A 22,339-nucleotide genomic window follows, 5' to 3' on the forward strand; every position below is an offset into this window, starting at 1 on the left:
GGAATGCGCGCAGTATGGCAGAGCCCTGCGCCACCTGCCGAAACGCCGTCCGTCGGAGCTCTTTCACGCACTCCCCCTGCGCATCCGGACGACGTACGGGAGGCTCCAGTGAGCGAAGCGAAGCGGCCGCGGGCCGTGGGGAGAACCAACTGGAAGAAGACCGCGGTCGTCGCGCTCCCGGCGATCCTGGCGGTCGGTGCGATGGCCTCGGTGATGGCCCAGGGGGCGCTCGCCGCGTCCTTCGCGGTCTCCGGGACCAGCTTTCAGGTGTCGTCGGGGAAGCTGACCAGCAAGGGTCTGGCCTCGTACGTCCAGACGGACCGTTCCGTGGACGGCAAGGGGCACCCGGTGGCGCTGCTCGGGATCGGCGACGCCACCCTGAGCGACATCTGCCAGGCGGCCGAGGTCAAGACGCCGCTCGGCACGGTGGTGTTCAAGCTGACGGCCGGCGGCAAGGCCGGGCAGGTCACCGCGACGAACCTGGTCATCGACGGCGAGGACCTGGTGGGCGACGCCCGCTTCGGCACGGCGGAGATCGGCCGGGACGCCTCGACGCTCGACGAGGTCCCCGGCGTCAAGGGCGAGCCCGGGAAGTTCGGGCTTCAGGCCGGGGACATCGAGGTGTCCAAGGTCCGGTCCAACGCCTGGTCGGCGACCGGCGGTAACTTCCGGCTCAAGGGCATGAAGGTCGACGTCAGCCTGGACGGCAAGAAGTGCTTCTGAGGGACGGGGGCACGGACGACGACGGGGACAGGGGCAGGGACAGTGGCGGGGCTGGCGACCGGGACGGCGGCGGCTGGCTGGACCGTCGCCTGCCGCTGCCCGAGGTCCGCCGCCCACTGCGCCGTTGGCGCCGCACCCGGCCGTTCTGGGGCGGCCTGCTGCTGATCCTGGGCGGCGGCGAGCTGCTCTTGGTCCCGCTGTCGCCGCTGACCGTGCTGGTGAGCCTGGGGCTCGGCGGGATCGCGGCGATCGGCATCGGGCTCGCGCTGATCGCGGCGGGCGTATTCCTCTGGGTGATGCCGCAGGCCAGGCACTATGTGAGCATCAACGCGCTGATCCTGTCGGTGCTGTCGTTCGCGGCGACGAACCTCGGCGGGTTCCTGGTCGGGATGCTGCTCGGCATCGCGGGCAGCGCGATGGGATTCGGCTGGACACCGGTGGCCGAGGACGACCGGGACGGGGCGAAACCACCCGCCGTGCGCGACGGACAGGGCACCCGTACGCTCGCCGCGGTCCTGCCCGTACTGCTGCTGGCCGCGGTTTTCGGCCCTGGAGTGAGCCGGGCCGCCGCCGCGCCTGGCGACGGCCCGATGGCACCGAGGACCCCGCCCACCGTCACCACCACACTCTTCGCGCCCCAGGGGTTCACCCTCGCCTCCGTACGCGAGATCCCCACCGTGGACGGTCCGTTGAAGGTGATGGTGCTGCGGATGAAGGCCGCCTCGCTCACCGACTACCGGCTCGACACCCGCGACGGCAGCGACGAACTCGCCCTGGGCGCCGACACCCTGCGGCTCAGCGGGGATGTGACGCTCTATCTCACCAAGTTCAGCGGCTGCCTCGAAGGGCTGCTCTGTGTGACGTTCACGCCGGACAAGCTGCCCGTGCCGCCCGTGGTGCCGCCGTTCGTCTTCATGACGGACGTGACCGCCGAGCAGGCGCTGGTGACCTCTGATCTGATCGAAGCGGGCGGGCTCACCCTGGGAGCGTCATGATCCAGATTCAGGCCGCGCTGTTCTGGGCGTACGCGATCGGGTCGACGTTCGCCCTGTCGGCCGGGCGCCAGCTGCAGATCTGGGAGCGGCTGAGTGTGGGCGAGGGGCCGCGCACCCGCAGCCGCTCGGCCAACCCGTATCTGACGCTGACCGTGCTGTTCGCCGCTGTGCTGATGGTGCCGACCGGGGTGTTCCTGCTGTGGCAGAACCCCTCCTGGGCGACGATGCACGTGGCCGATGAGCATGACGGCGTCTGGGCGGGGTTCGTGCTGTTCTACGCGGGCGGCATCCCCGTCGCCACGACGCTCGGCTTCGCTGCGGCGCAGCTGCTGGTCCTGGTGGGCGCGGGCTACTGGGCGTATCTCCAGTGCGTGGGGGCGTACTTCCTGCTGTTCGCGACACTGATCCACGGCTGGGACGGCAGCGGCTACCGGCGCTTTCTGTCCACCAGCGCCCGGGACCTCGCCGACTGGCCGAAGGACAGCGTGGTCAACAACGTGCTGGGCTTCCTGACCTCGGGCACCTTCCTTGCCCTGCTGCTGTTCGGCGCCGCGGTCATCGGCGGCATGCTGATCACGGAGGTCGGCTGGCTCATGGAGGGCTGGGCGCTGCCCGGCGCCGACGAGGACCGCAAGGTGCCTCGGATCGTGGCGGTCGTCATCGCGGCGGCGGGGGTCTACGGCCTGCCGTTCATCGGGGCGCTGACCGCGAGCGTGTTGATGCGGCTCGGCGGCGTACTCGGGCTGCTGCTGTTCGCGGTGCTCGCGGGCCTCGTCCTGCTGCCGGGGCGGTCACCGGTGCGGTGGCTGTACGGGCTTGTAGGCATCCCCGGGCGGCACTGGCGGGCGTCGGGGGAGGAAATCCCTACAGCAGACCGGCCTGCGTGACGAACATCGCCAGGACGACGACCAGGGTCCAGCCCAGCACGTGCTCAAGCACCTTGGGGCCGTCGCCCTTCGGGCCTCCGGTGCGGGCACGGGCGCGGGTGACGGTGGCGGTGCTGGCGGTCATGGCGGCTCACTCAAGGTCGTCCGACAGTGGTGTGTCCCCCCATTGACCCGACCACCATGCCAGCTGGACCCGTCCCCGAGGGAGAGACCTTGGTCACCCACACGCTGGGAGTGACGAACCCGTAGCGGATTGTCAGACCGTGCCCCTAGGCTTTACCGCATGTCCCCGAACGCTGAGCGGAGTGGTGCTGTGCGGTCCGCTGCCGTGGTGAATGAACAGATACGCGCCTTATGGGAGCGCGCCCGAGGGCGCCTCAGTGTGGAGGAGCGGCGGGAGTACGAGCTCCTGGTCACCGAGTGGGCGGCGGCGCGGCGCAGCGAGGTCGTCGAAGCGGCCTAGTAGTGCTTCGTTAGGAGTGCCGATCTTGGCTGGTCGGGGGCATGCTGCGGGGTATGAGGCTCGGGGAGGTGGAACGGCTCCGGGGTGAGTTGGCGGAGTTCGTTGCCGAGGTGTTCGGTTCGCTGCCGCGGCGGGATCAGCGCCGGTGGGGCGAGTGTTATCTGCGTGGTCTGATGCTGGACGGTCGGCGTAAGTCGATCCAGCCGATGGCAGATCGGTTGCCAGACGGCAATATGCAGGCCCTGCAGCAGTTCGTGAACCAGTCGCCGTGGGACTGGTCCCCGGTGCGCCGACGGATCGCCGAACGGCTCGTCGAGGTGGTGCGGCCTGAGGTGTGGGTCATCGATGACGTGTCGTTTCCCAAGTGCGGGAAGGCGTCGGCGGGGGTGGCCCGGCAGTACTGCGGGGCGGTTGGCAAGCGGGCCAACTGTCAGGTCGCGGTCAGTGTGCATGCGGCCACCGATATGGCGTCCTGCCCGCTGGAGTGGGAGTTGTTCCTGCCCGAGGAATGGGCCGCGGACGATCCTCGGCGCAGGTCCGCCCAGATTCCCGACGAGGTCGGCCACGTCCCCAAGTCCCGTCTGGCTCTGGGCCTGTTGGACCGGCTGGCGTCCTGGTGGCTGGATGTCCCGGTGATCGTCGCCGATTCCGGCTATGGCCGCAGCGTCAGCTTCCGGCTGGCCCTGGAAGCCCGCGCTTGGACTTATGTGATGGCTGTCCAGCCCAAGGAGATCGCCCGACCGGCCGATGCTGAGCCGTGTCTGGCGGCCTACGGCGGGCTGGGACCGCCCACCCTGCCCCGCTATCGGGCAGCGGCCCGGCCGCTGCCCGACCTCATTGCTGCGGACACTTTGTTCGAGGAGGTCGCATGGCGTAAGGGCAGCAAAGGGGAGATGGCCTCGTACTTTGCCGTCCTTGAGGTCAGGCCCTCCGGCAAGGAAGCCTCCCGCACCGCCCAGGAACAAGGCGGCGGCCGCAACCGGTGGGACGGAGTACTCCCGCTGCGAACCCTGCTGGTCGAACGGGCCGACCCGGGCCAGGAACCGACCAATTACTGGATCTCCAACCTGCCCGCCACCACCCCGATCGCGCACCTGGTGAGGCTCGCCAAAATGCGCTGGCGGATCGAACACGACTACCGCGAACTCAAACACGGCCTGGGTCTCGATCACTTCGAAGGCCGCACCTGGCGCGGCTGGCACCACCACGTCACCCTCGTCACCGCCGCCCAGGCCTTCCTCACCCTGAGGCGGCTCGACCCAAAAGCCCGCACACCGGCCTGACCCTCTACCAGACCCTCGACGCCCTCCAGAACCTACTCCGCTGCTGGACCGGAACCTGCACCACCTGCGGCAAACCCCTAACACGAGCCAGAACCTAACGAAGCACTACTAGGGGGCGTCTCCCCGATCTTCGCGGATCAGCCTGCGCCCGCTGCGAAGCAGCTGATGTCTCGCGGTGCGGTGCATCGGCGTGCGGCCGGATCGCCCTCGTACTGGACGTACTTGGGTGATTCGGCCGTGCGTCGAAGGGGGTCCCTCCCTGCTCAATGGGGTCTCCCCTGCTCGAGCGCAGCCGAGAGCTTGGGGAAGCAGTCGAGAGTTTGGGGGCGCGTGCCAGGCGTCGCGGGCCCGCGAAGATCGGGGAGACGCCCCCTAGAGTCAGGCTCTGGCCGCGCGCCCGAATGTTGGGCTAGCCGAACGCCTGGACGTAAGAGGTGGAGCGCGTCCGGTTCACCCCGGGCGCGCTCCACCGTGGCGTTCTCAGGGCTTCAGCGGATGCCCACCGACGCCAGGGCCCTGCGCTGGGCCGCGCTGAGGCGGGCCGGGAAGTAGAGGTAGCAGACCCCTCCGGTGCCCGAGACCACCTTGCCCTTGGAGTTGTAGCGCTTCGTTCGGAGCCAGACGTTCTCCCACTCGCGGCGCTGGTAGACGCGGCGTACGGCCTCGTTGGTCGGCGAGTTGGGGTCGTTGGCGATCACATCGCCGGACCTCGTGAAGCCGATCACCGTCATCAGATGGCCCGCCGTGCCGTAGCCCGCGCCGGTGAGCTCTTCGGCCAGGAAGGACTGCGAGGTGATGGCCGGGATACCGGCCGCGATCAGGGTCTCAAGATCCGTGAGCGAGCCGAGCCGGGTGACGACGCCCTGCAGGTCCTTGTAGGTGGCCGCGTAGGCCGCGTTGAAGGGCCAGTTGCCGCAGCCCTCGTACTGGTAGTCGTAGGTGTAGCGGGCCGCGTGGCAGACCTGCGGGTCGTCGAACTCCGGGTTGACCCAGGCCAGGTCCTCCGGGGTCGGCTTGCGGCCCCAGTACTCGATGATCATCTGCGAGGAGGTGGGGCTGCACCAGGCCTCGCCGCCGTTGTCGTACTCGGGGTACTGGCCGATGTGCGTCTCCTGCGAGTAGCGCGGCACGATCAGCTCCCGCGCGAGGCAGGGCTTGGACGCGGGCACCGTGAAGCGGTCCGGGATGTCCGAGCCCATGGCGCCGAGTCGCCAGACGGTCGGCGTGTCGGTGCTGCCGGGCTTGCGCAGCAGCGTCAGGCGCAGCTGGTACGAGACCAGCCGCAGGCCTGAGTCCGAGTCGTCGATGGCGAAGGTGTCGGTCCAGATGGAGCTCTTGCCGTCGCGCTGGCCGTCCACGGAGGTGCGGCGGATGTCGACGCCGTCGGCGTCGCCCGAGGTCCAGCGCCCCATCACATACCAGGGGGTCCGGGTGCCGTCGCTGTAGTCGCCCCGCAGCTCCACCTGCAGCCAGGTGCCGGCCGGGGTGTCGGCGTTCCAGGAGGTGATCACCTCGGTCGAGCGGACCGCGAGGCGGTGGACCGGCGAGGTCCAGCTGGCGTACTCCCAGGTGGCGGTGGTGCCGGTGTGCGGGTCGGTGTAGTCCATCCGGCCCGCGGGCTCGGCGAAGACCACCGCGGGCCGGGCTCCGGCGACCGCGGCGGTGCCGCGTGCGGTGCCGCCGCGCCAGTCGCGGTGCGAGGTCCAGAAGCGGTTGTCGATCAGTCGCTTGGGCGCCCCCGGCGCGGGTGCGGAGCCCGCCGCCGCGCCCGGCACGGCTGCGGCGGAGGTCGTGACACCGGCCGCGGCGGCGGCCAGAGCGGCGGCCAGCACGGTTCGGCGCGTAGTGGGGCGGGGCGGTCGGGCCATGAAGAGGGACCCCCAGTCGAGGACGAGTACGAACGGAGCACACGGATGGCCCCGTCCGGCCGGGCAACCGGCCCGCAGGCGGCAGGTGCACGACAGTGAGACAACTATCCCCGGTCACCGCGGACTTCTACCAGCACCACGGCCCGCATGGTGGCCACCAATATTGGTCTCAGCCACTGAAACGCAGGCGGAACGTAGGCTGGTGGTGATGAACGGCCACACCCCACTCCCCCAGCTCGCCGCGGAGCTGCGCGCGCTTGAGGCGTCCTGCGGGCCGGTCCGGCTGGTCGCGGTCGACGGGCACGCCGGGTCCGGCAAGTCGACGTTCGCCGATCAGCTGGCCGAGGCCCTGGGCGGCGCCCCGGTGCTGCACCTGGACGACTTCGCGACCCACGACGAGCTCTTCGCGTGGACCGACCGGCTGCGGCGCCAGGTCCTGGAACCGTTCTCCCGAGGGCAGACGGCCCACTGCACCCCGTACGACTGGCAGCTGCGCCGCTTCGGACCCGCGCGCACCGTACGTCCCGCGCCCGTCGTGCTCCTCGAAGGCGTCGGCGCCGGACGGCGGGCGCTGCGGACCGAGCTGGCACGGCTGTACTGGATGGACCTGCCGTCCACGGACGCCTGGCGGCGCGGTCGGCGGCGGGACGGAGCCGAGCAGCGGGCCTTCTGGGACGGCTGGGAGCCCGCCGAGCGACGGCATTTCGCCGAAGACCCCTCGCGCCCCTTCGCCGACGCCCTGGTACGGCAGTGTCCAGAGGGGTACATGGTGCTGCCGATGACCTCTGAGGCATCCGGCGACACCCGAGTCGTCACCCACCGTGAGGACCCGTCGGCAGTGCGCTGAGCCGCCCGAAACCCGTCTCCCCGACTCCCCCAACTCCGCTTGACCCAGGGGCCGTACAGGTCTTACGTTCTCAATGTGCGGCCCTTCGGGAGCCGCCCGCAGATGCGAAGCCCCCGGTTGTTCCCCCGTGATCGGGGGCTTCGTTCTGCCCTTTGTCCGTTATCGGACCGCGCCGACGCGTTCTTCGTTCACCCTCGGTCACCGTCCAGGACCCCGCCCCCGCGCCACCCCGTCCACCGATCCCTCACACGGCACCCTTCGGCCGACGGTGGACTCGCAGGTACGATGCCTCTCGGTGCGACCTCCTGGACGGTGGAGTCGACACCTGGTCAACTCCCGCCCTCAGCACGAGAGTTCGGTGGGCACGGAGCACGCCGCCGACGGGCACTCGCCCGACGGCGCATCGCGGGGGCACGGTTGTGGGGGACGTGATGGACTTCGACGCGACGGGCTCGTCGACCCCGGCCGACCTCGCCTGGCTGCGCGGAGTCGACGCCTACACCATGGGCGCCTACCCGCAGGCCGAGGAGGAGTTCAGGGCCGCGGTACGGATGGACCCCGGCATGGCGGACGGCTGGCTCGGGCTGCACGCGCTGCGCGTCGACACCACGACGGCGCTGCTGCGGATGTACCGCCACCAGGGCCGCTTCGGCGAGCAGCGCGCCCGCCACCGGCGCACCCTCAACTCCTGGTACTGGCTGGGCTGGTGGGTCCAGCCGGTGCTCGAGTCGACCCGCGACCTGTTACTCGCGCACGCCTCGCACTGGCTCGACGGCCGCCATGTCCCGGAGCTGGACCGGGCCCTGGCCGGGCTGCCGCCGGTCGACGCCGACCGCCAGGTGCGCTTTCTGCACGCCTGCCGCTCCTACCTGGTCAAGGACTGGGAGCAGCTCGTACGGCACACCGACCCGCTGCTCGACGACGGTGTGCTCGGCATCGAGGCGGGCCTGTTCGGCGGCATGGCCCGGGTGCGCCTGGAGATGTACGGGCAGGCCGAGCCGCTGCTGTCCGTCGCCCTGATGCGCTGCCGCAGCGAGCAGCCGCAGCGCAAGGAGCTGCGGTACTGGCTGGCCAGGGCACACGAGGGCACCGGCCGCAGCGCCGCCGCGCTGCCGCTGTACCGGGCCGTGCACCGGATCGACCCCGCCTTCATGGACACCGCGGCGCGGCTCGCGGCGATCGCGGAGTACGACGGCTTCGACGGGACCGACAGCGAGTCCGCCGATCTCGCCTCGGTGGCCCTGGCGGGCGTCGGCCAGGACGGCACGGACCTCCAGGAGAGCGCCGAAGGCGTCCTCGGCGCCGAGGGCCGCGAGATGAAGCTCGGGATGGACCCGGACGCATCCGGTACCGGAACGGCGCCGCAGCCGCCGGACGACGTACGCGAGAAGGCGGTGCTCCCCGTCCAGCCCGGACCCGCACACCTGCCGGCCGGGCCGGCCGACCCCGCACTCCTGGAACAGGCCCTGTCCGAACTGGAGCGGATGGTCGGCCTGGAGCCGGTGAAACGCCAGGTCAAGGCGCTCTCGGCGCAGCTGCGGATGGCGCGCCTGCGGGCCGGGCAGGGACTCCCCGTACAGCCGCCGAAACGACACTTCGTCTTCTCCGGGCCATCGGGCACCGGCAAGACCACCGTGGCCCGCATCCTGGGCCGGGTCTTCTTCGCGCTCGGGCTGCTCGGCGGCGACCATCTGGTGGAGGCCCAACGCGCCGATCTCGTCGGCGAGTTCCTCGGCCAGACCGCCGTCAAGGCCAATGAGCTGATCGACTCGGCGATCGGCGGGGTGCTGTTCGTGGACGAGGCGTACGCGCTGTCCAACTCGGGCTACAGCAAGGGCGACGCGTACGGCGACGAGGCCCTCCAGGTGCTCCTCAAGCGCGCCGAGGACAACCGCGACCACCTGGTGGTGATCCTGGCGGGCTACCCGGAGGGCATGGACCGGCTGCTCGCCGCCAACCCTGGACTCGGCTCCCGCTTCACCAGCCGTGTGGACTTCCCCTCGTACCGTCCGCTGGAACTGACCGCGATCGGCCAGGTGCTGGCCGGCGAGAACGGCGATGTGTGGGACGAGGAGGCCGTGGAGGAGCTGCGCTCCATCAGCGGGCATGTGGTCGACCAGGGCTGGATCGACGAGCTCGGCAACGGCCGCTTTCTGCGCACCCTGTACGAGAAGAGCTGCGCCTACCGCGACCTGCGGCTCTCCGGCTTCGCCAGCACACCGACCCGCGACGACCTGGCGACGCTGCGACTGCCGGACCTGATGCAGGCGTACGGCGAGGTGCTCTCGGGGCGCGGCCCGCAGGACCCGGCCGGGGCCTGAGAGCCTGCTTCTGAGTCCCCGCCACGGGTTCTGATCCGCGCCCCGAGGGCGGCACGGGTCAGCGCACCAGCACCCGCGTGTCGTCCCCGGCTCGCGACTCCACCGACGCGTGGTGGGGCCCTCGGGGGGCTCGGGGTGCCACCATCCGGTGTGCCGGGTCGCGTACCTCGCCGACCAGGTGCTCCAGTACGTCCTCCAGGGTGACCAGACCGAGTACCCGCCCCGACGCGTCGGCGACCTGCGCCAGATGCGTCGCGGCCCGGCGCATCACGGACAGGGCGTCGTCCAGGGGGAGTTCGGCGCTCAGGGTCGTCATCGGACGCCAGATGTGCTGGGGTACCGCCCGCTCGTCGTCCTCCAGGTCCAGTACGTCCTTGACGTGCAGATAGCCCATGAAGGCGCCCCCTTCGGCGCACACCGGGAAGCGGGAGTAGCCGGTGCGTACGGTCAGCTCCTCGATCCGGCGCGGGGTGACCGAGGGGTCGACGGTGACCAGCGCGGTCCGGTCCAGCAGGACGTCGGTGACCGGGTGGGAGCCCAGTTCCAGCGCGTCCCCGAGGCGTTCCTGCGCCTCGGGCTCCAGCAGGCCCGCGTGGCGCGAGTCCGCCACCAGGCGGGTGAGCTGCTCGCTGGTGTAGACGGCGTCGACCTCGTCCTTGGGCTCGACGCCGAAGAGCCTGAGCACCACGCGGGAGCAGGCGCCGAGTGCCGTGGTGACCGGGCGGCACAGCCGCGCGAACGCGACCAGACCGGGGCTCAGCCACAGCGCGGTCTTCTCGGGGGCCGCGAGGGCCAGGTTCTTGGGAACCATCTCGCCGATGACGAGGTGCAGGAAGACCACCACGGCGAGCGCGATGACATAGCCGAGCGGATGCACCAGCCCTTCGGGCACCCGCGCGGCGTGGAAGGCGGGCTCGAGCAGCCGCGCGACGGTGGGTTCCGCCACGGCGCCCAGGGTCAGCGAGCAGACGGTGATCCCGAACTGGGCCGCGGCCATCATCTGCGGCAGGTGCTCAAGCCCGTACATCACTCGGCGGGCCCGCGCGGACTCCGCCGCGAGCGGCTCGATCTGGCTCCGGCGTACGGAGACGAGCGCGAACTCGGCACCGACGAAGAAGCCGTTGCCGAGGACCAGGAGAAAGGCGAGGAGAAGCGGCAGCACGCTCATCGGACAACCTCCGGCGCCCTGGAGACGGGCAGGGGGGCAGCGGTCGTACGGGTGAGCCGAACGCGTTCGGCGCGGTAGTGGCCGACCTGGCGTACCTGGAGCCGCCAGCCCGGGAGTTCGGCCCGGTCGCCGGGTGCGGGGATACGGCCGAGCAGGGTGGCCACGAGTCCGGCGACGGTTTCGTACGGCCCTTCGGGTACCTCCAGGCCGATCCGTAGCAGGGTGTCGACGCGGCAGCTGCCGTCGGCCTCCCAGGCGGGCCGTCCGTCCTCGGGGGCGGCCGCGGCGAGTTCCGGCAGGTCGTGCCCGTCGTGCTCGTCCCGTACCTCGCCGACGAGTTCCTCGACGATGTCCTCCAGGGTCACCACGCCCGCCGTACCGCCGTACTCGTCGACGACCACGGCTATCGGCTGCTCGGTGCGCAGCCGCTCCAGGAGCGGCTGCACCGGCAGGGTGCGCGGGACCAGCAGCGGAGGCAGTGCTATCCGGCCGACGGTGGTGCGCTGGCGCTCCTGCGCGCGGACCGCGAGGGCGTCCTTGAGGTGCACCATGCCGACGATCTCGTCGATCCGCTCCCGGTAGACCGGGAAGCGCGACAGGCCGGTGGCGCGGGTGAGGTTGACGACGTCGGCGGCGGTCGCCGAGGCCTGCAGCGCGTTGACCTTCACGCGCGGGGTCATCACATGCTGCGCGGTCAGCTCGCCGAGCGACAGCGTACGGACGAACAGGTCGGCCGTGTCCGCCTCGATCGCTCCGGCGCGCGCCGAGTGCCGGGCGAGCGAGACGAGTTCGTCGGGCGTACGGGCGGAGGCCAGCTCGTCGGTGGGCTCGACGCCGAAGGCGCGCACCAGGCGGTTGGCGACGGCGTTCAGCGCAGCGATCACCGGCCGGAAACCGGTCGCGAAGAGGTGCTGCGGGCCCGCGACGAAGCGCGCGACCTGCAGCGGCCGGGAGACCGCCCAGTTCTTGGGCACCAGTTCACCGATCACCATCTGCACGGCGGAGGCCAGCAGCATGCCGGTGAGTACGGCGAGAGAGGGCACGGCGGAAGCCGGAACACCGGCCGCGGTGAACGGACCCGCCAGCAGGTGGGCCATCGCGGGCTCGGCCAGCATGCCCACCACCAGAGAGGTGAGGGTGATGCCGAGCTGAGTCCCGGAGAGCTGGAAGGACAGCTCCCGCAGGGACGTGACGACTCGCCGCGCCCGCCGGTCGCCGTCGGCCGCGGCGCGCTCGGCGTCGGCGCGCTCCACGGTGACGAGGCCGAACTCGGCCGCGACGAAGAAGCCGTTGGCGAGGATCAGGAGGAAGGCGGCCGCGAGGAGCAGCAACGGGATGGTCATGCCGCCGCCCCCGTGATGGGCCGGGAGGGGGCGGCGCGGGTACTACCGGACGGTCCGTCCATTGCCGGAGAGGGTCACTCCTCGGTGAGCAGGAGCCCTTGGCCGGTCGGGGCCGGACAGGGGCGGAGGCCACGGGTGGCCTCCGGCCACCAGATTAATCACGAGACGGCGTCCCGTGTCAGCCCTGGCGGGTCAGAAACAGGCTCTCAGTCTTCCGCTCCGGTGCCGTGTGCCTGGGCGAGGGCGCGCAGGGTGCGCGCGTCGCTGATGGCGCGCTGCTTGGCGATGCCGGGCTGGATTCCCATGGCCGGCAGGCTGGTGCCGTCGCTCAGGTCGAGGAACACCCAGGGGTCGCCGGGCCGGAGGTTGACCTGGAGGATCTCCGCCCAGGCGAGCTGCCGCGTGCTGGTGAGGTTGACGACCGTGACGCCGGACTCGTCGGCGACCACCTTGGGCCTGCTGAGCAGCACCAGCACACCGAAGAGCAGCGCACCGGTGAAGACGAAGCTGACCCGCTCCCCCGGTCCCAGGCGCTCCAGCATCAGGGCGATCACCGTGATCACCACGAACATCGCGGCGCCGACGCTCAGCAGGACGGCCCGGGTACGGGTGGGCCGGAAGACGACGGGCAGGGTGGGCAGTTGCTCGGGCATCGACGCGCTCCGCGGTTCAGAGTCGGTCAGAGCCGGCAGGCGTGGATGGCCGTGGTCAGGATGGCCCGCGCGCCGATGCGGTACAGGTCGTCCATGATCCGCTGGGCCTCCTTGGCCGGGACCATGGCGCGGACGGCGACCCAGCCCTCGTTGTGCAGCGGCGAGACCGTCGGCGACTCAAGGCCCGGGGTGAGGGCGACGGCCTGCTCCAGGTGCTCGGCGCGGCAGTCGTAGTCCATCATCACGTACGTACGCGCCACCAGGACGCCCTGCAGTCGGCGCAGGAACTGCTGCACCTGGGGCACGTCGCCGTCGGCGCCGGTGCGGCGGATGACGACCGCCTCGGACTTCATGATCGGCTCGCCGAAGACCTCCAGGCCCGCGTTGCGCAGGCTGGTGCCGGTCTCCACGACGTCGGCGATGACCTGGGCGACGCCGAGCTCGATGGCGGTCTCGACGGCGCCGTCCAGGTGGACGACGGAAGCCTCGACGCCCTGGTCGGCCAGGTGCCCGGCGACGATTCCCTCGTACGAGGTGGCGACCGTGGTCCCTCCGAGGTCCCCGACGCTCTTGGCCGTGCCCGGCTTGGCGGCGAAGCGGAAGGTGGAGCGGGCGAAGCCGAGCGGGAGGATTTCCTCGGCGTCGGCGCCCGAGTCGATCAGCAGGTCGCGCCCGGTGATGCCGATGTCGAGCTTGCCGGAGGAGACGTAGATCGCGATGTCGCGCGGACGGAGGTAGAAGAACTCGACCTCGTTGTCCGGGTCGACCAGGACCAGCTCCTTGGACTCCTTGCGCTGCTGGTAGCCGGCCTCATGCAGCATCTCCGACGCAGGCCCTGACAGTGAACCCTTGTTGGGGACGGCGATGCGCAGCATGAGGTCGGCTTCCTTTGCTCGGTGTACGTACGAAAGAGGGGGCTGGGCGGATCAGAGGTGGGCGTAGACGTCGTCGAGGGAGATACCGCGGGCGACCATCATCACCTGTACGTGGTACAGGAGTTGCGAGATCTCCTCGGCGGCGGCGTCCTTGCCCTCGTACTCGGCGGCCATCCAGACCTCGGCGGCTTCCTCGACGACCTTCTTGCCGATGGCATGGACACCCTTGTCCACCAGCTCGGCGGTACGGGATGTGGCGGGGTCGCCGTTCGCGGCCTTGTGCTGGAGCTCGGTGAAGAGCTCCTCGAAAGTCTTCTGGGACATGGTGGTGCTCACTCTACGCGGCTCGGGCGCCCGGCTCAGCGCCAGGGTTCCGAGACGGCACGCAGCGTGGCGGCGGTGGCGACGGCCGCGGTGACCGCTTCGTGCCCCTTGTCCTCGTTGGAGCCCTCCAGGCCCGCGCGGTCCAGGGCCTGCTCGTCGGTGTCGCAGGTCAGCACGCCGAAGCCGATGGGCACGCCGGTGTCGACCGAGACCTGGGTGAGGCCCTGGGTGACGCCCTGGCACACGTACTCGAAGTGCGGGGTGCCGCCGCGGATGACGACGCCGAGCGCGACGACCGCGTCATAGCCGCGGTCGGCGAGGACCTTGGCCACCACGGGCAGCTCGAAGCTGCCGGGGACGCGCAGCAGGGTCGGCTCGTCGATGCCCAGCTCGTGCAGGGCCCGCAGGGCGCCGTTGACCAGGCCGTCCATGACCTTCTCGTGCCACTGCGCCGCCACCACCGCGACCCGCAGGTCGCCGCAGTTCTTCACGCTCAGTTCGGGTGCGCCCTTGCCGCTCACGTCTCTCCTCGGTGCTGTGTGCTGTGTGCTGTGTGCTGTGTATGTGGTGCTTTGCGTGATGTGGTGCTTTGCGTGCTGGTTGCCCGGTGCTCTGCGGGCCCGGACGCGTCAGTTCGCGTCGAGCCAGGGCAGGTCGTGTCCCATCCGGTCCCGCTTGGTGCGCAGATACCGCAGGTTGTGCTCCCCGGTCTGGACGTGCACCGGCTCGCGCCGGGTCACCTGAAGGCCGTGGCTCACCAGGGCCTCGGTCTTCTCCGGGTTGTTGGTCATCAGCCGCAGGCTGCGTACGCCCAGGTCGGCGAGGATCTGGGCGCCCGCGGCGTAGTCCCGGGCGTCGGCGGGCAGGCCGAGTTCCAGGTTGGCGTCCAGGGTGTCGCGGCCGCGCTCCTGGAGCTCGTAGGCGCGCAGCTTGGAGAGCAGGCCGATGCCGCGCCCCTCGTGGCCGCGCAGATAGACGACCACACCGCGGCCCTCGTCGGTGATGCGGTCCATGGAGGCCTGCAGCTGGGGCCCGCAGTCGCAGCGCAGCGAGTGGAAGACATCGCCGGTCAGGCACTCGGAGTGCACCCGCACCAGGACGTCCTCGCCATCGCCGATGTCGCCCTGGACGAGGGCGACGTGCTCGACGCCGTCGACGACGGAGCGGTAGCCGTAGGCGGTGAAGCGGCCGTGGGCCGTGGGCAGCTCGACCTCGGCCTCGCGGCGTACGGTCGGCTCGGCGGTGCGCCGGTAGGCGATCAGGTCCTCGATCGAGATGATCGTCAGGCCGTGCTTGCGGGCGAAGGGGATCAGCTCGGGCAGCCGCAGCATCCGGCCGTCCTCACCGGCGATCTCCACGATCGCTCCGGCGGGGCGCAGTCCGGCGAGCCTGGCCAGGTCCACGGCGGCCTCGGTGTGGCCGTTGCGGACCAGGACGCCGCCGGGCCTGGCGCGCAGCGGGAAGATGTGTCCCGGGCGTACGAAGTCGTCGGCCTGGGCCGTGCCGTTCGCCAGGAGCTGGAGTGTGGTGGCGCGGTCGGACGCGGAGATGCCGGTGCTCACGCCGTGCGCGGCGGAGGCGTCGACCGAGACGGTGAAGGCGGTCTTCATCGACTCGGTGTTGTCCTGGACCATCTGCGGGAGCGCGAGGCGGTCCAGTTCGTCGCCCTCCATGGGGGCGCAGATCAGGCCGCGGCACTCGCTCATCATGAAGGCGACGATCTCGGGTGTGGCCTTCTCGGCCGCGATGACGAGGTCGCCCTCGTTCTCGCGGTCCTCGTCGTCCACGACGACGACCGGGCGGCCGGCCGCGATGTCGGCGATGGCCAGCTCGATCGGGTCGAGGGCGAGGTCCTCGGCGTTGTCGGTCGAGTACCAGACGGGGGCGGTAGTCATGCCGGTGCTCCTTCCAGAACGGGCGCGGTCGCACGGGAGCGCAGCCACCAGTCGCGCATTCCCCACAGGACGAGGGCGAGGTAGATCACGTACACCAGGCCGGAGAAGGCCAGGCCACTGCTGAAGGCGAGCGGGACGCCGACGAGGTCGACCAGGAGCCAGGCGAACCAGAACTCCACCAGGCCGCGGGCCTGGGCGACCATGGCGACCAGGGTGCCGACGAAGATGTAGGCGTCGGCCCACGGGCTCCAGGACAGAGACGGAAACGCGGTGAACAGGCCGCCCACCGCGAGGGTGCCGAGGGCCGCTGAGACGAGCAGCAGTCCGCGCTCGCGCCAGGAGGCGAACCGGATGGCGATGGAGCCGTCCTGGGCCTGCTGCCGTCCCTGCTGCCACTGGCGCCAGCCCCATACGGCCACGCCGATCACCAGGAGCTGCTTGCCGACGCCGCCGGAGAGCTGGGCGGAGGAGTACGCGGCGACCAGGATCAGGCCGGACAGGAGCTGTGCGGGCCAGGTCCATATGGAGCGCCGCCAGCCAAGGGCGAGGGCCGCCAGGCCGACGCTGTTGCCGACCATGTCGGACCAGATGACGTGCTGTCCGAAGGCGGTGAAGGCCTCGGTGTTGAGGAAGTCGAAGGTGCTCACTTGGCGCGCTCCCCGGCGTCGTTCGCACGCTCCCGGGCGCCGTTCGCGCGCTCTCCTGCCTGCGCGCCGAGCAGGCGCTCCACGTACTTGGCGATGACGTCGACTTCGAGGTTGACCGGGTCGCCCGGCTGCTTGATGCCGAGGGTTGTCAGCGCGAGGGTGGTGGGGATCAGGCTGATCGTGAAGTAGTCCGGGCCCGCGTCGACGACGGTGAGGCTCACGCCGTCGACGGTGATGGAGCCCTTCTCCACGACGTAGCGGGAGAGCCCGGCGGGCAGCGAGATCTTGACGATCTCCCAGTTGTCCGAGGGCTTGCGGTCGACGATGGTGCCGGTGCCGTCCACGTGGCCCTGGACGATGTGGCCGCCGAGCCGGGCGCCGACGGCGGTCGGGCGCTCCAGGTTGACCCGGGAGCCGGCCGCGAGTGCGCCGAGGCTGGAGCGGTTCAGGGTCTCGGCCATCACATCGGCCGTGAACTCCTCGCCCTCGCGGTCGACGACGGTCAGGCAGACGCCGTTGACGGCGATCGAGTCGCCGTGCTTGGCGTCCTCGGTGACGACGGGGCCGCGCAGTCGGAAGCGGGAGGAGTCACCGAGGTTCTCGACGGCGGTGACCTCGCCCAGCTCTTCGACGATTCCGGTGAACACTTCAGTGCTCCTTCGAGGCGGGAGTGACAGGGGCGGTGGGCAGCGGGACGGCGGTGACGCGGAGATCGGGGCCGATGCGTACGGTCTCGGTCACGTCGAGCCGCAACGCTTCGGTGATCGTGGTGATTCCGGCGTCGGTGAGGGCGGCGGGGCCCGCGCCGAGCAGGACCGGGGCGAGATAGCCGACGATCCGGTCGACGGCGCCCGCGGCGACGAAGGCTCCGGCGAGGGTCGGCCCGCCCTCCAGGAGAACGGAGCGGACGCCGTCGTCGTACAGGGCGGCGAGGAGTGCGGGGATGTCCAGGCCGGTGGCGGCGCGCTTGACGCGGAGGACTGCCGGCAGGTGTGCGGTGGCGTCGGGGCCGAGGTCGGCGGCGACCGCGACCAGGGTGCGGGCGGCGTCGTCCAGGACTCGCGCGCCGGGCCGTACGGCGGTGGCGTTCGTGTCGACGACGACGCGCAGCGGCTGGGTGGCGCCGTCGATGCCGCGCACGGCGAGGTGCGGGTCGTCGGTGCGGGCGGTGCCGGAGCCGACGACGACCGCGTCCGCCTCGGCGCGCAGCCGGTGGACGTCGGCGCGGGAGCCGGCGGAGGTGATCCAGCGGCTGGTGCGGTCGGCGGCGGCGATCCGGCCGTCGAGGGTCGCGGCGTACTTCCAGGTGACGTACGGGCGGCTGGTGCGTACGGAGGTCAGCCAGGCGGTGTTGCCCGCTGCGGCCTCGTCTTCGAGCAGGCCGGAGGCCACCTCGACGCCGGCGTCGCGGAGTCGCCCAGCGCCGCCGGTCGCGGTGGGGTTGGGGTCGCCGACCGCGTAGACCACACGGGTGATCCCGGCGTCGATCAGGGCCTGGACGCAGGGGCCGGTGCGGCCGGTGTGGTTGCAGGGTTCGAGGGTGACCAGGGCGGTGCCGCCGCGGGCCTGCTCGCCTGCCGCACGCAGGGCGTGCACCTCGGCGTGCGGGCCGCCGGCGCGCTGGTGGTAGCCCTCGCCTACGCGCTCGCCGGAGGCGTCCAGGATGACGCAGCCGACGACGGGGTTGGGGCTGGTGGAACCGAGTCCGAGCGCGGCGAGCTCGATGGCGCGGCGCATGGCGGCACGCTCTGGGGCGGGCGCTGCTTCGGTGGCCACCGGGTCCTCCTGCCTCTTCGGGCACGGACTCCGGGGCCTGTCGCGGACGACAGAATGGACGAGCTGCGCATCTCGTATGAGGTACGGCGCCGGAAGTGATCCGCCGACGAGGGCGGACCAACGGCGGCGTACAGAGATGCCCGCTCGCCGCGCACTGCCTCCCATCCGGACTTTCACCGTCGGTCCAGGAATTTCACCTGGTCAACCGGCCACTGGATGCGGCCGGGTCGCGGACTGTAACCGCCGGTTCGGAATTACACCGACCCCGGAGTGCGCTGCTGTTGGTACAGGGTCAGTGTGCCACGGTCGGGCGCGATGCATGCGGGCGATCACCTGTGGGCTGACTCACAGCACGTTGACGTGGACATTTCCTGTTATCCGGTACGGCGGCCAGAGCCCACCCCCTTCCGGATTGGTCCATACCTATTGACGCTCTGGTCTAGTCCTCTTAATCTCTGCGTCACTCCGAGGAGTTGGCCCGGCCGGTGTGCGCACACCGGGGCCCCTGCCCTGATTCGTTGTGCGACACCAAGCCTCCCCAGGAGGAACCGACGTGCTGTCCCCCACACGTGCGAGAGCCACGCTGCTCGCCACGGGTGCGGCGGTCGCCGGGCTGCTGCTCAGCGGCCTCACCGCGACCACCGCACACGCCGTGGACGACGCCTCGTGCCGCCCCGACGGCCTCTATACGACGTCGGGCGTCGACGTCCCGTACTGCTCGGTCTACGACACCGAAGGCCGCGAGAAGATGGGCGCCGACCACCAGCGCCGCGTCATCGGCTACTTCACCGGCTGGCGCACCGGCCAGGACGGCACGCCCGCCTATCTGGCCAGCGACATTCCGTGGGACAAGGTCACCCACATCAACTACGCCTTCGGGCACATCGACGGCGCGGGCAAGCTCTCCGTCGGATCGGACAGCGCGAAGAACGCCGCGACCGGGATGACCTGGCCCGGTGTCGAGGGCGCCGAGATGGACCCCGCGTACTCCTACAAGGGTCATTTCAATCTGCTGAACAAGTTCAAGAAGCAGAACCCGAACGTCAAGACACTCATCTCGGTGGGCGGTTGGGCCGAGACCGGCGGATATTTCGACGACAACGGCGACCGGGTGGACTCGGGCGGCTTCTACAAGATGGCCACCAACGCCGACGGTTCGGTGAATCACGCCGGTATCGAGACATTCGCCGACTCCACGGTCGACTTCATCAAGAAGTACGGATTCAACGGCGTCGACATCGACTACGAGTACGCGACGACCATGAAGGACGCGGGCAATCCGCTGGACTGGTCGATCTCGAACCCCCGGCGCGCGGGCCTGGTCAAGGGCTACGACGCCCTGATGAAGACGCTGCGCGAGAAGCTCGACCGGGCCGGTGCCGCCGACGGCAAGCACTATCTGCTCACCGTGGCCGCGCCGTCATCCGGCTATCTGCTGCGCGGCATGGAGACCTACCAGATGCAGAAGTATCTGGACTACGTCAACATCATGTCGTACGACCTCCATGGCGCCTGGAACGAATACGTCGGGCCGAACGCCTCGCTCTTCGACGACGGCAAGGACGCGGAACTCGCGGCCGCCGGGGTCTATTCCACGTCCCAGTACGGCGGCATCGGCTATCTGAACGCCGACTGGGCCTATCACTACTTCCGCGGGTCCATGCCCGCGGGCCGCATCAATATGGGACTGCCTTACTACACCCGCGGATTCAAGAACGTACAGGGCGGTACGGACGGACTGTGGGGCAAGGCGGCCAGCACCGACTGCCCGGCGGGCTCCGGGCTCACCAAGTGCGGTGACGGCGCGTCCGGCATCGACAACCTGTGGCACGACAAGGACGACAACGGCCAGGAGTCCCCTGCCGGTTCGAACCCGATGTGGCACGCCAAGAACCTGGAGAAGGGCGTCGTCGGGGACTATGTGACCGACTACGGATTCCCCGCCGACACCTCCCTGACGGGCGACTACGCGCGCAAGTACGACTCGACGCTGGTCGCGCCGTGGCTGTGGAACTCCGAGAAGAAGGTGTTCCTGTCCACTGAGGACGAGGAGTCCGTCGCCACCAAGGCGGACTACGTGGTCGACCGCGGGCTCGGCGGGACCATGGTCTGGGAGCTGGCGGGCGACTACGGCTGGAACGCGGCCAAGGGCCAGTACGAGATGGGTGACACGCTCACCACGACGATGTACGAGAAGTTCAAGTCGGCCGCGCCGTACGGTGCGCAGCGCGCCACTATCGACATGCCGACCGAGGCCGTCGACATCGAGGTGGGCTTCGGTGAGTTCCCGCTCGGCGACTCGAACTACCCCATCAGCCCCAAGCTGACGATCACCAACAAGACGCAGTCGACCCTGCCCGGCGGCACGGAGTTCCAGTTCGACTACGCCACGTCCGCTCCGGCCAACGCCAAGGACCAGTCGGGCTTCGGTACGGAGATCATCCGCAGTGACCACACCGGGGACAACGTCGGCGGCCTGAAGGGCGACTACCACCGCGCCTCGCTGAAACTGCCGAGCTGGCAGTCTCTGGCGCCCGGCGACTCGGTGCAGCTCGACTTCGTCTACTACCTGCCGGTGTCGACTCCGTCCAACTGGACGGTGTCCTTCGACGGCAGGACGTACGGACTCGCCGGTGACCTGGCGCGCGGGACGACCGTGGTCGAGCCCGGCGAGGGCGGCGGCGATGGCGGGGGTGACGGTGGCGGCGACGGCGGTGGCGGTGGCGGCGAGTGCACCGACCCGGCCTGGAACGCGGAGGACGCGTACGGCGGCAGCTCCGTCGTCTCCCACGACGGGCACTCCTGGAAGGCCAAGTGGTGGACGCGGGGCGAGGAGCCCGGCACCACCGGCGAGTGGGGGGTCTGGGAGGACCTCGGCCCGTGCTGACCTGGCCTGGCCTGACCGGACATGGCCTGACCTGGCCTGGCCTCAGGTACTGAGGTACTGAGGTTCTGAACCACCCGGCGGCGGTGTCGACGGCCCTTGCCCGCCGCCGGGTCTGCTATGCCCTGGGCACCTATGTCCTGGGCACCGCGAACAGTTCGTCCTGGGCCGCGTCCCGTGCGGTGTACAACGCGCCGTGCAGGACCGCGGTGCCACCCAGGGCGCCCGCCCGCACCTCGGTCGCCAGCGGCGTCATCGCGGCGAGCCTGACCGCCACCCGCTCCGCGAGCTCCGTCCCGCCCGCGCGGCCCACTTCGCCGCCGAGGACCACACAGCCGGGGTCCAGGACGGCGACCACCGACGCCACCCCGACCACGAGACGCTCGGCGAGCCCGTCAAGGAAGGCCGCGGCCGGGTCCGCGCCAGGCTCGCCCGACACCGCGGCTCGGACGACCGCCGCCGCGCGCCGCTCGTCCGGCGCGTCCCGCTCGTCCGGCTTCGTAGCCGCCAACAGTCCGTGTTCCGCGGCGAGTTCACAGATGGCGGCCGCACCGGCCAGCGAGTGGAAGCCGCCGTCGCACCCGGTAGCCGACGGCAGGGCGCCGGTGCCCGGCACCGGCAGGAAGCCGATCTCGCCGGTGCCGCCGGAGGCCCCCCGGCGCAGCGCGCCGTCGAGCACGACGGCGGCGCCCACACCCGCGCCCAGCCAGAGCAGCACGAAGGTCTCGCGGTCCGTCACCGCGCCGCAGTGCTGCTCGGCGACGGCGGCGAGGTTGGTCTCGTTCTCGACCAGGACCGTCGCGGGGAGCCGCTGCTGTAGCGCGGCGACCAGGCTCCGGTGCCAGGCCGGGAGGCCGGTGGTGTTGCGGAGTTCGCCGGTGGCCGGGTCGATCAGGCCCGGTGCGCCGATGCCGACGCTGTGCAGCGGCCGCGCCCCGGCCGCCTTGGCGGTGCGCTCCAGCAGGGCCACGGCCCCCTCTACGGCTGACTCGGTACCCGCGTCCTTGTCGATCGGCAGGGTGTCCTCGGCCAGGACGGTGCCCAGCAGGTCGGCGACCATCGCGGAGACACCGTCGGTGCGCACGTCGAGGGCGGCGAGGTGGGCGCGGTCGGCGACGATGCCGTACAGCCGCGCGTTCGGACCGCGGCGCTCGGCGCCCGCCTCGCCGACGACGGTGATCAGCCCGGAGCCCTGGAGGCGCTCCACGAGGTCGGCGACCGTGGGCCGGGACAGTCCGGTGAGCCGCTTCAGCTGGGTGGCCGTCAACGGGCCCTCCCGCTGCAGCAGTCGAAGGGCGAGCCGGTCGTTGATGGCCCGGGCGGTGCTGGGTGATGCGGGCATGGTGACGATCCTTCCAGACTCCTGGCTGCTGGCTCCCGACTGCCT

21 protein-coding genes and 1 riboswitch are annotated in these 22,339 nt (G+C 70.8%); of the genes, 8 read left to right on the forward strand and 13 right to left on the reverse strand.

Annotated elements, in window-relative coordinates; all coding sequences use genetic code 11:
* Nucleotides 1–108: 108 nt before the first annotated feature.
* From U9R90_RS21565 to U9R90_RS21575, 3 genes are read left to right on the forward strand one after another with little or no spacing between them, the layout of a single operon-like run.
* Entirely contained in the window at nucleotides 109–723 is a 615-nt protein-coding gene (locus tag U9R90_RS21565; RefSeq protein WP_411058295.1) for a DUF6230 family protein, read from the forward strand.
* Entirely contained in the window at nucleotides 714–1,718 is a 1,005-nt protein-coding gene (locus tag U9R90_RS21570) for a DUF6114 domain-containing protein (protein ID WP_411058296.1), read from the forward strand. Before U9R90_RS21565 ends, U9R90_RS21570 begins: the two co-directional genes overlap by 10 nt.
* Entirely contained in the window at nucleotides 1,715–2,605 is an 891-nt protein-coding gene (locus U9R90_RS21575; protein ID WP_411058297.1) for a hypothetical protein, read from the forward strand. Before U9R90_RS21570 ends, U9R90_RS21575 begins: the two co-directional genes overlap by 4 nt.
* Here the strand turns inward: U9R90_RS21575 and U9R90_RS21580 are convergent.
* Nucleotides 2,583–2,729, reverse strand: a complete 147-nt coding sequence (locus U9R90_RS21580; RefSeq protein ID WP_411058298.1) for an SCO1431 family membrane protein — start codon at nucleotides 2,727–2,729, stop codon at nucleotides 2,583–2,585. The two genes, U9R90_RS21575 and U9R90_RS21580, sit on opposite strands and share 23 nt — an antisense overlap.
* 159 nt (nucleotides 2,730–2,888) lie before the next feature.
* Here U9R90_RS21580 and U9R90_RS21585 point away from each other — a divergent pair, with 159 nt between their 5' ends.
* Together U9R90_RS21585 and U9R90_RS21590 are read left to right on the forward strand one after the other, a co-directional pair.
* Entirely contained in the window at nucleotides 2,889–3,068 is a 180-nt protein-coding gene (locus U9R90_RS21585; protein WP_411058299.1) for a hypothetical protein, read from the forward strand.
* 53 nt (nucleotides 3,069–3,121) lie between these two features.
* Nucleotides 3,122–4,351, forward strand: a complete 1,230-nt coding sequence (locus U9R90_RS21590; protein ID WP_411055621.1) for an IS701 family transposase — start codon at nucleotides 3,122–3,124, stop codon at nucleotides 4,349–4,351.
* Nucleotides 4,352–4,839: 488 nt separating this feature from the next.
* On the opposite strand, the gene U9R90_RS21595 is transcribed toward U9R90_RS21590, so the two are convergent.
* On the reverse strand, nucleotides 4,840–6,219 hold the full coding sequence (locus U9R90_RS21595) for a peptidase C39 family protein (RefSeq protein WP_411058300.1): 1,380 nt from the start codon (nucleotides 6,217–6,219) through the stop codon (nucleotides 4,840–4,842).
* 208 nt (nucleotides 6,220–6,427) lie between these two features.
* Between U9R90_RS21595 and U9R90_RS21600 the strand changes: the two genes are divergently transcribed.
* Nucleotides 6,428–7,066: a uridine kinase gene (locus U9R90_RS21600; protein WP_411058301.1), complete on the forward strand. Its 639-nt coding sequence runs from the start codon at nucleotides 6,428–6,430 to the stop codon at nucleotides 7,064–7,066.
* A gap of 431 nt (nucleotides 7,067–7,497) precedes the next feature.
* Nucleotides 7,498–9,387, forward strand: coding sequence for an AAA family ATPase (locus tag U9R90_RS21605; RefSeq protein WP_411058302.1), 1,890 nt, complete (start codon nucleotides 7,498–7,500; stop codon nucleotides 9,385–9,387).
* A gap of 58 nt (nucleotides 9,388–9,445) precedes the next feature.
* Here the strand turns inward: U9R90_RS21605 and U9R90_RS21610 are convergent, their stop codons facing one another.
* The 10 genes from U9R90_RS21610 to ribD all read right to left on the reverse strand — a co-directional run bounded on the left by U9R90_RS21610 (nucleotide 9,446) and on the right by ribD (nucleotide 18,029).
* Nucleotides 9,446–10,555: a hemolysin family protein gene (locus U9R90_RS21610; protein WP_411058303.1), complete on the reverse strand. Its 1,110-nt coding sequence runs from the start codon at nucleotides 10,553–10,555 to the stop codon at nucleotides 9,446–9,448.
* A complete protein-coding gene (locus U9R90_RS21615; RefSeq protein WP_411058304.1) occupies nucleotides 10,552–11,898 on the reverse strand; it encodes a hemolysin family protein in 1,347 nt (448 codons plus the stop codon). The genes U9R90_RS21610 and U9R90_RS21615 overlap by 4 nt, the downstream gene beginning before the upstream one ends.
* A gap of 206 nt (nucleotides 11,899–12,104) precedes the next feature.
* Complete coding sequence (locus tag U9R90_RS21620; protein WP_411058305.1) at nucleotides 12,105–12,551, reverse strand: PH domain-containing protein; 447 nt, start codon at nucleotides 12,549–12,551, stop codon at nucleotides 12,105–12,107.
* A 26-nt stretch (nucleotides 12,552–12,577) separates the two neighbouring features.
* The gene (gene hisG / locus U9R90_RS21625; protein ID WP_411058306.1) at nucleotides 12,578–13,426 is read right to left on the reverse strand and encodes an ATP phosphoribosyltransferase; all 849 of its coding nucleotides are present in this window, start codon (nucleotides 13,424–13,426) and stop codon (nucleotides 12,578–12,580) included.
* 51 nt (nucleotides 13,427–13,477) lie between these two features.
* Nucleotides 13,478–13,750, reverse strand: a complete 273-nt coding sequence (locus U9R90_RS21630) for a phosphoribosyl-ATP diphosphatase (RefSeq protein WP_411058307.1) — start codon at nucleotides 13,748–13,750, stop codon at nucleotides 13,478–13,480.
* A 35-nt stretch (nucleotides 13,751–13,785) separates the two neighbouring features.
* Nucleotides 13,786–14,271, reverse strand: a complete 486-nt coding sequence (gene ribH, locus U9R90_RS21635; RefSeq protein WP_411058308.1) for a 6,7-dimethyl-8-ribityllumazine synthase — start codon at nucleotides 14,269–14,271, stop codon at nucleotides 13,786–13,788.
* A 108-nt stretch (nucleotides 14,272–14,379) separates the two neighbouring features.
* Complete coding sequence (locus tag U9R90_RS21640) at nucleotides 14,380–15,645, reverse strand: bifunctional 3,4-dihydroxy-2-butanone-4-phosphate synthase/GTP cyclohydrolase II (RefSeq protein WP_411058309.1); 1,266 nt, start codon at nucleotides 15,643–15,645, stop codon at nucleotides 14,380–14,382.
* Complete coding sequence (locus U9R90_RS21645; protein WP_411058310.1) at nucleotides 15,642–16,292, reverse strand: nicotinamide riboside transporter PnuC; 651 nt, start codon at nucleotides 16,290–16,292, stop codon at nucleotides 15,642–15,644. Before U9R90_RS21645 ends, U9R90_RS21640 begins: the two co-directional genes overlap by 4 nt.
* Entirely contained in the window at nucleotides 16,289–16,939 is a 651-nt protein-coding gene (locus tag U9R90_RS21650) for a riboflavin synthase (RefSeq protein WP_411058311.1), read from the reverse strand. Before U9R90_RS21650 ends, U9R90_RS21645 begins: the two co-directional genes overlap by 4 nt.
* 1 nt (nucleotide 16,940) lies before the next feature.
* Nucleotides 16,941–18,029 (reverse strand): bifunctional diaminohydroxyphosphoribosylaminopyrimidine deaminase/5-amino-6-(5-phosphoribosylamino)uracil reductase RibD, encoded by a 1,089-nt coding sequence (gene ribD, locus U9R90_RS21655; RefSeq protein WP_411059764.1) that lies wholly within the window; start codon nucleotides 18,027–18,029, stop codon nucleotides 16,941–16,943.
* 186 nt (nucleotides 18,030–18,215) lie between these two features.
* Nucleotides 18,216–18,346, reverse strand: a riboswitch (FMN riboswitch).
* Between the two features lie 275 nt (nucleotides 18,347–18,621).
* Between ribD and U9R90_RS21660 the strand changes: the two genes are divergently transcribed.
* Entirely contained in the window at nucleotides 18,622–20,955 is a 2,334-nt protein-coding gene (locus tag U9R90_RS21660; RefSeq protein ID WP_411058312.1) for a chitinase C-terminal domain-containing protein, read from the forward strand.
* Nucleotides 20,956–21,085: 130 nt separating this feature from the next.
* Here U9R90_RS21660 and U9R90_RS21665 read toward each other — a convergent pair whose 3' ends face one another.
* On the reverse strand, nucleotides 21,086–22,294 hold the full coding sequence (locus U9R90_RS21665; protein WP_411058313.1) for an ROK family transcriptional regulator: 1,209 nt from the start codon (nucleotides 22,292–22,294) through the stop codon (nucleotides 21,086–21,088).
* Nucleotides 22,295–22,339: the final 45 nt, after the last annotated feature.

Source organism: Streptomyces sp. E11-3, from assembly GCF_046540415.1.
Classification (GTDB): domain Bacteria; phylum Actinomycetota; class Actinomycetes; order Streptomycetales; family Streptomycetaceae; genus Streptomyces.

Excerpts from the sequence above, each read along its gene's own strand:
- U9R90_RS21590 (WP_411055621.1), top strand. The coding sequence starts at position 3,122 with ATGAGGCTCGGGGAGGTGGAACGGCTCCGGGGTGAGTTGGCGGAGTTC.
- U9R90_RS21630 (WP_411058307.1), bottom strand. The coding sequence starts at position 13,750 with ATGTCCCAGAAGACTTTCGAGGAGCTCTTCACCGAGCTCCAGCACAAG.
- U9R90_RS21665 (WP_411058313.1), bottom strand. The coding sequence starts at position 22,294 with ATGCCCGCATCACCCAGCACCGCCCGGGCCATCAACGACCGGCTCGCC.
- U9R90_RS21585 (WP_411058299.1), top strand. The coding sequence starts at position 2,889 with ATGTCCCCGAACGCTGAGCGGAGTGGTGCTGTGCGGTCCGCTGCCGTG.
- U9R90_RS21605 (WP_411058302.1), top strand. The coding sequence starts at position 7,498 with ATGGACTTCGACGCGACGGGCTCGTCGACCCCGGCCGACCTCGCCTGG.
- ribD (WP_411059764.1), bottom strand. The coding sequence starts at position 18,029 with ATGCGCCGCGCCATCGAGCTCGCCGCGCTCGGACTCGGTTCCACCAGC.
- U9R90_RS21610 (WP_411058303.1), bottom strand. The coding sequence starts at position 10,555 with ATGAGCGTGCTGCCGCTTCTCCTCGCCTTTCTCCTGGTCCTCGGCAAC.
- U9R90_RS21575 (WP_411058297.1), top strand. The coding sequence starts at position 1,715 with ATGATCCAGATTCAGGCCGCGCTGTTCTGGGCGTACGCGATCGGGTCG.
- U9R90_RS21615 (WP_411058304.1), bottom strand. The coding sequence starts at position 11,898 with ATGACCATCCCGTTGCTGCTCCTCGCGGCCGCCTTCCTCCTGATCCTC.
- U9R90_RS21620 (WP_411058305.1), bottom strand. The coding sequence starts at position 12,551 with ATGCCCGAGCAACTGCCCACCCTGCCCGTCGTCTTCCGGCCCACCCGT.
- U9R90_RS21640 (WP_411058309.1), bottom strand. The coding sequence starts at position 15,645 with ATGACTACCGCCCCCGTCTGGTACTCGACCGACAACGCCGAGGACCTC.
- hisG (WP_411058306.1), bottom strand. The coding sequence starts at position 13,426 with ATGCTGCGCATCGCCGTCCCCAACAAGGGTTCACTGTCAGGGCCTGCG.
- U9R90_RS21595 (WP_411058300.1), bottom strand. The coding sequence starts at position 6,219 with ATGGCCCGACCGCCCCGCCCCACTACGCGCCGAACCGTGCTGGCCGCC.
- U9R90_RS21580 (WP_411058298.1), bottom strand. The coding sequence starts at position 2,729 with ATGACCGCCAGCACCGCCACCGTCACCCGCGCCCGTGCCCGCACCGGA.
- U9R90_RS21600 (WP_411058301.1), top strand. The coding sequence starts at position 6,428 with ATGAACGGCCACACCCCACTCCCCCAGCTCGCCGCGGAGCTGCGCGCG.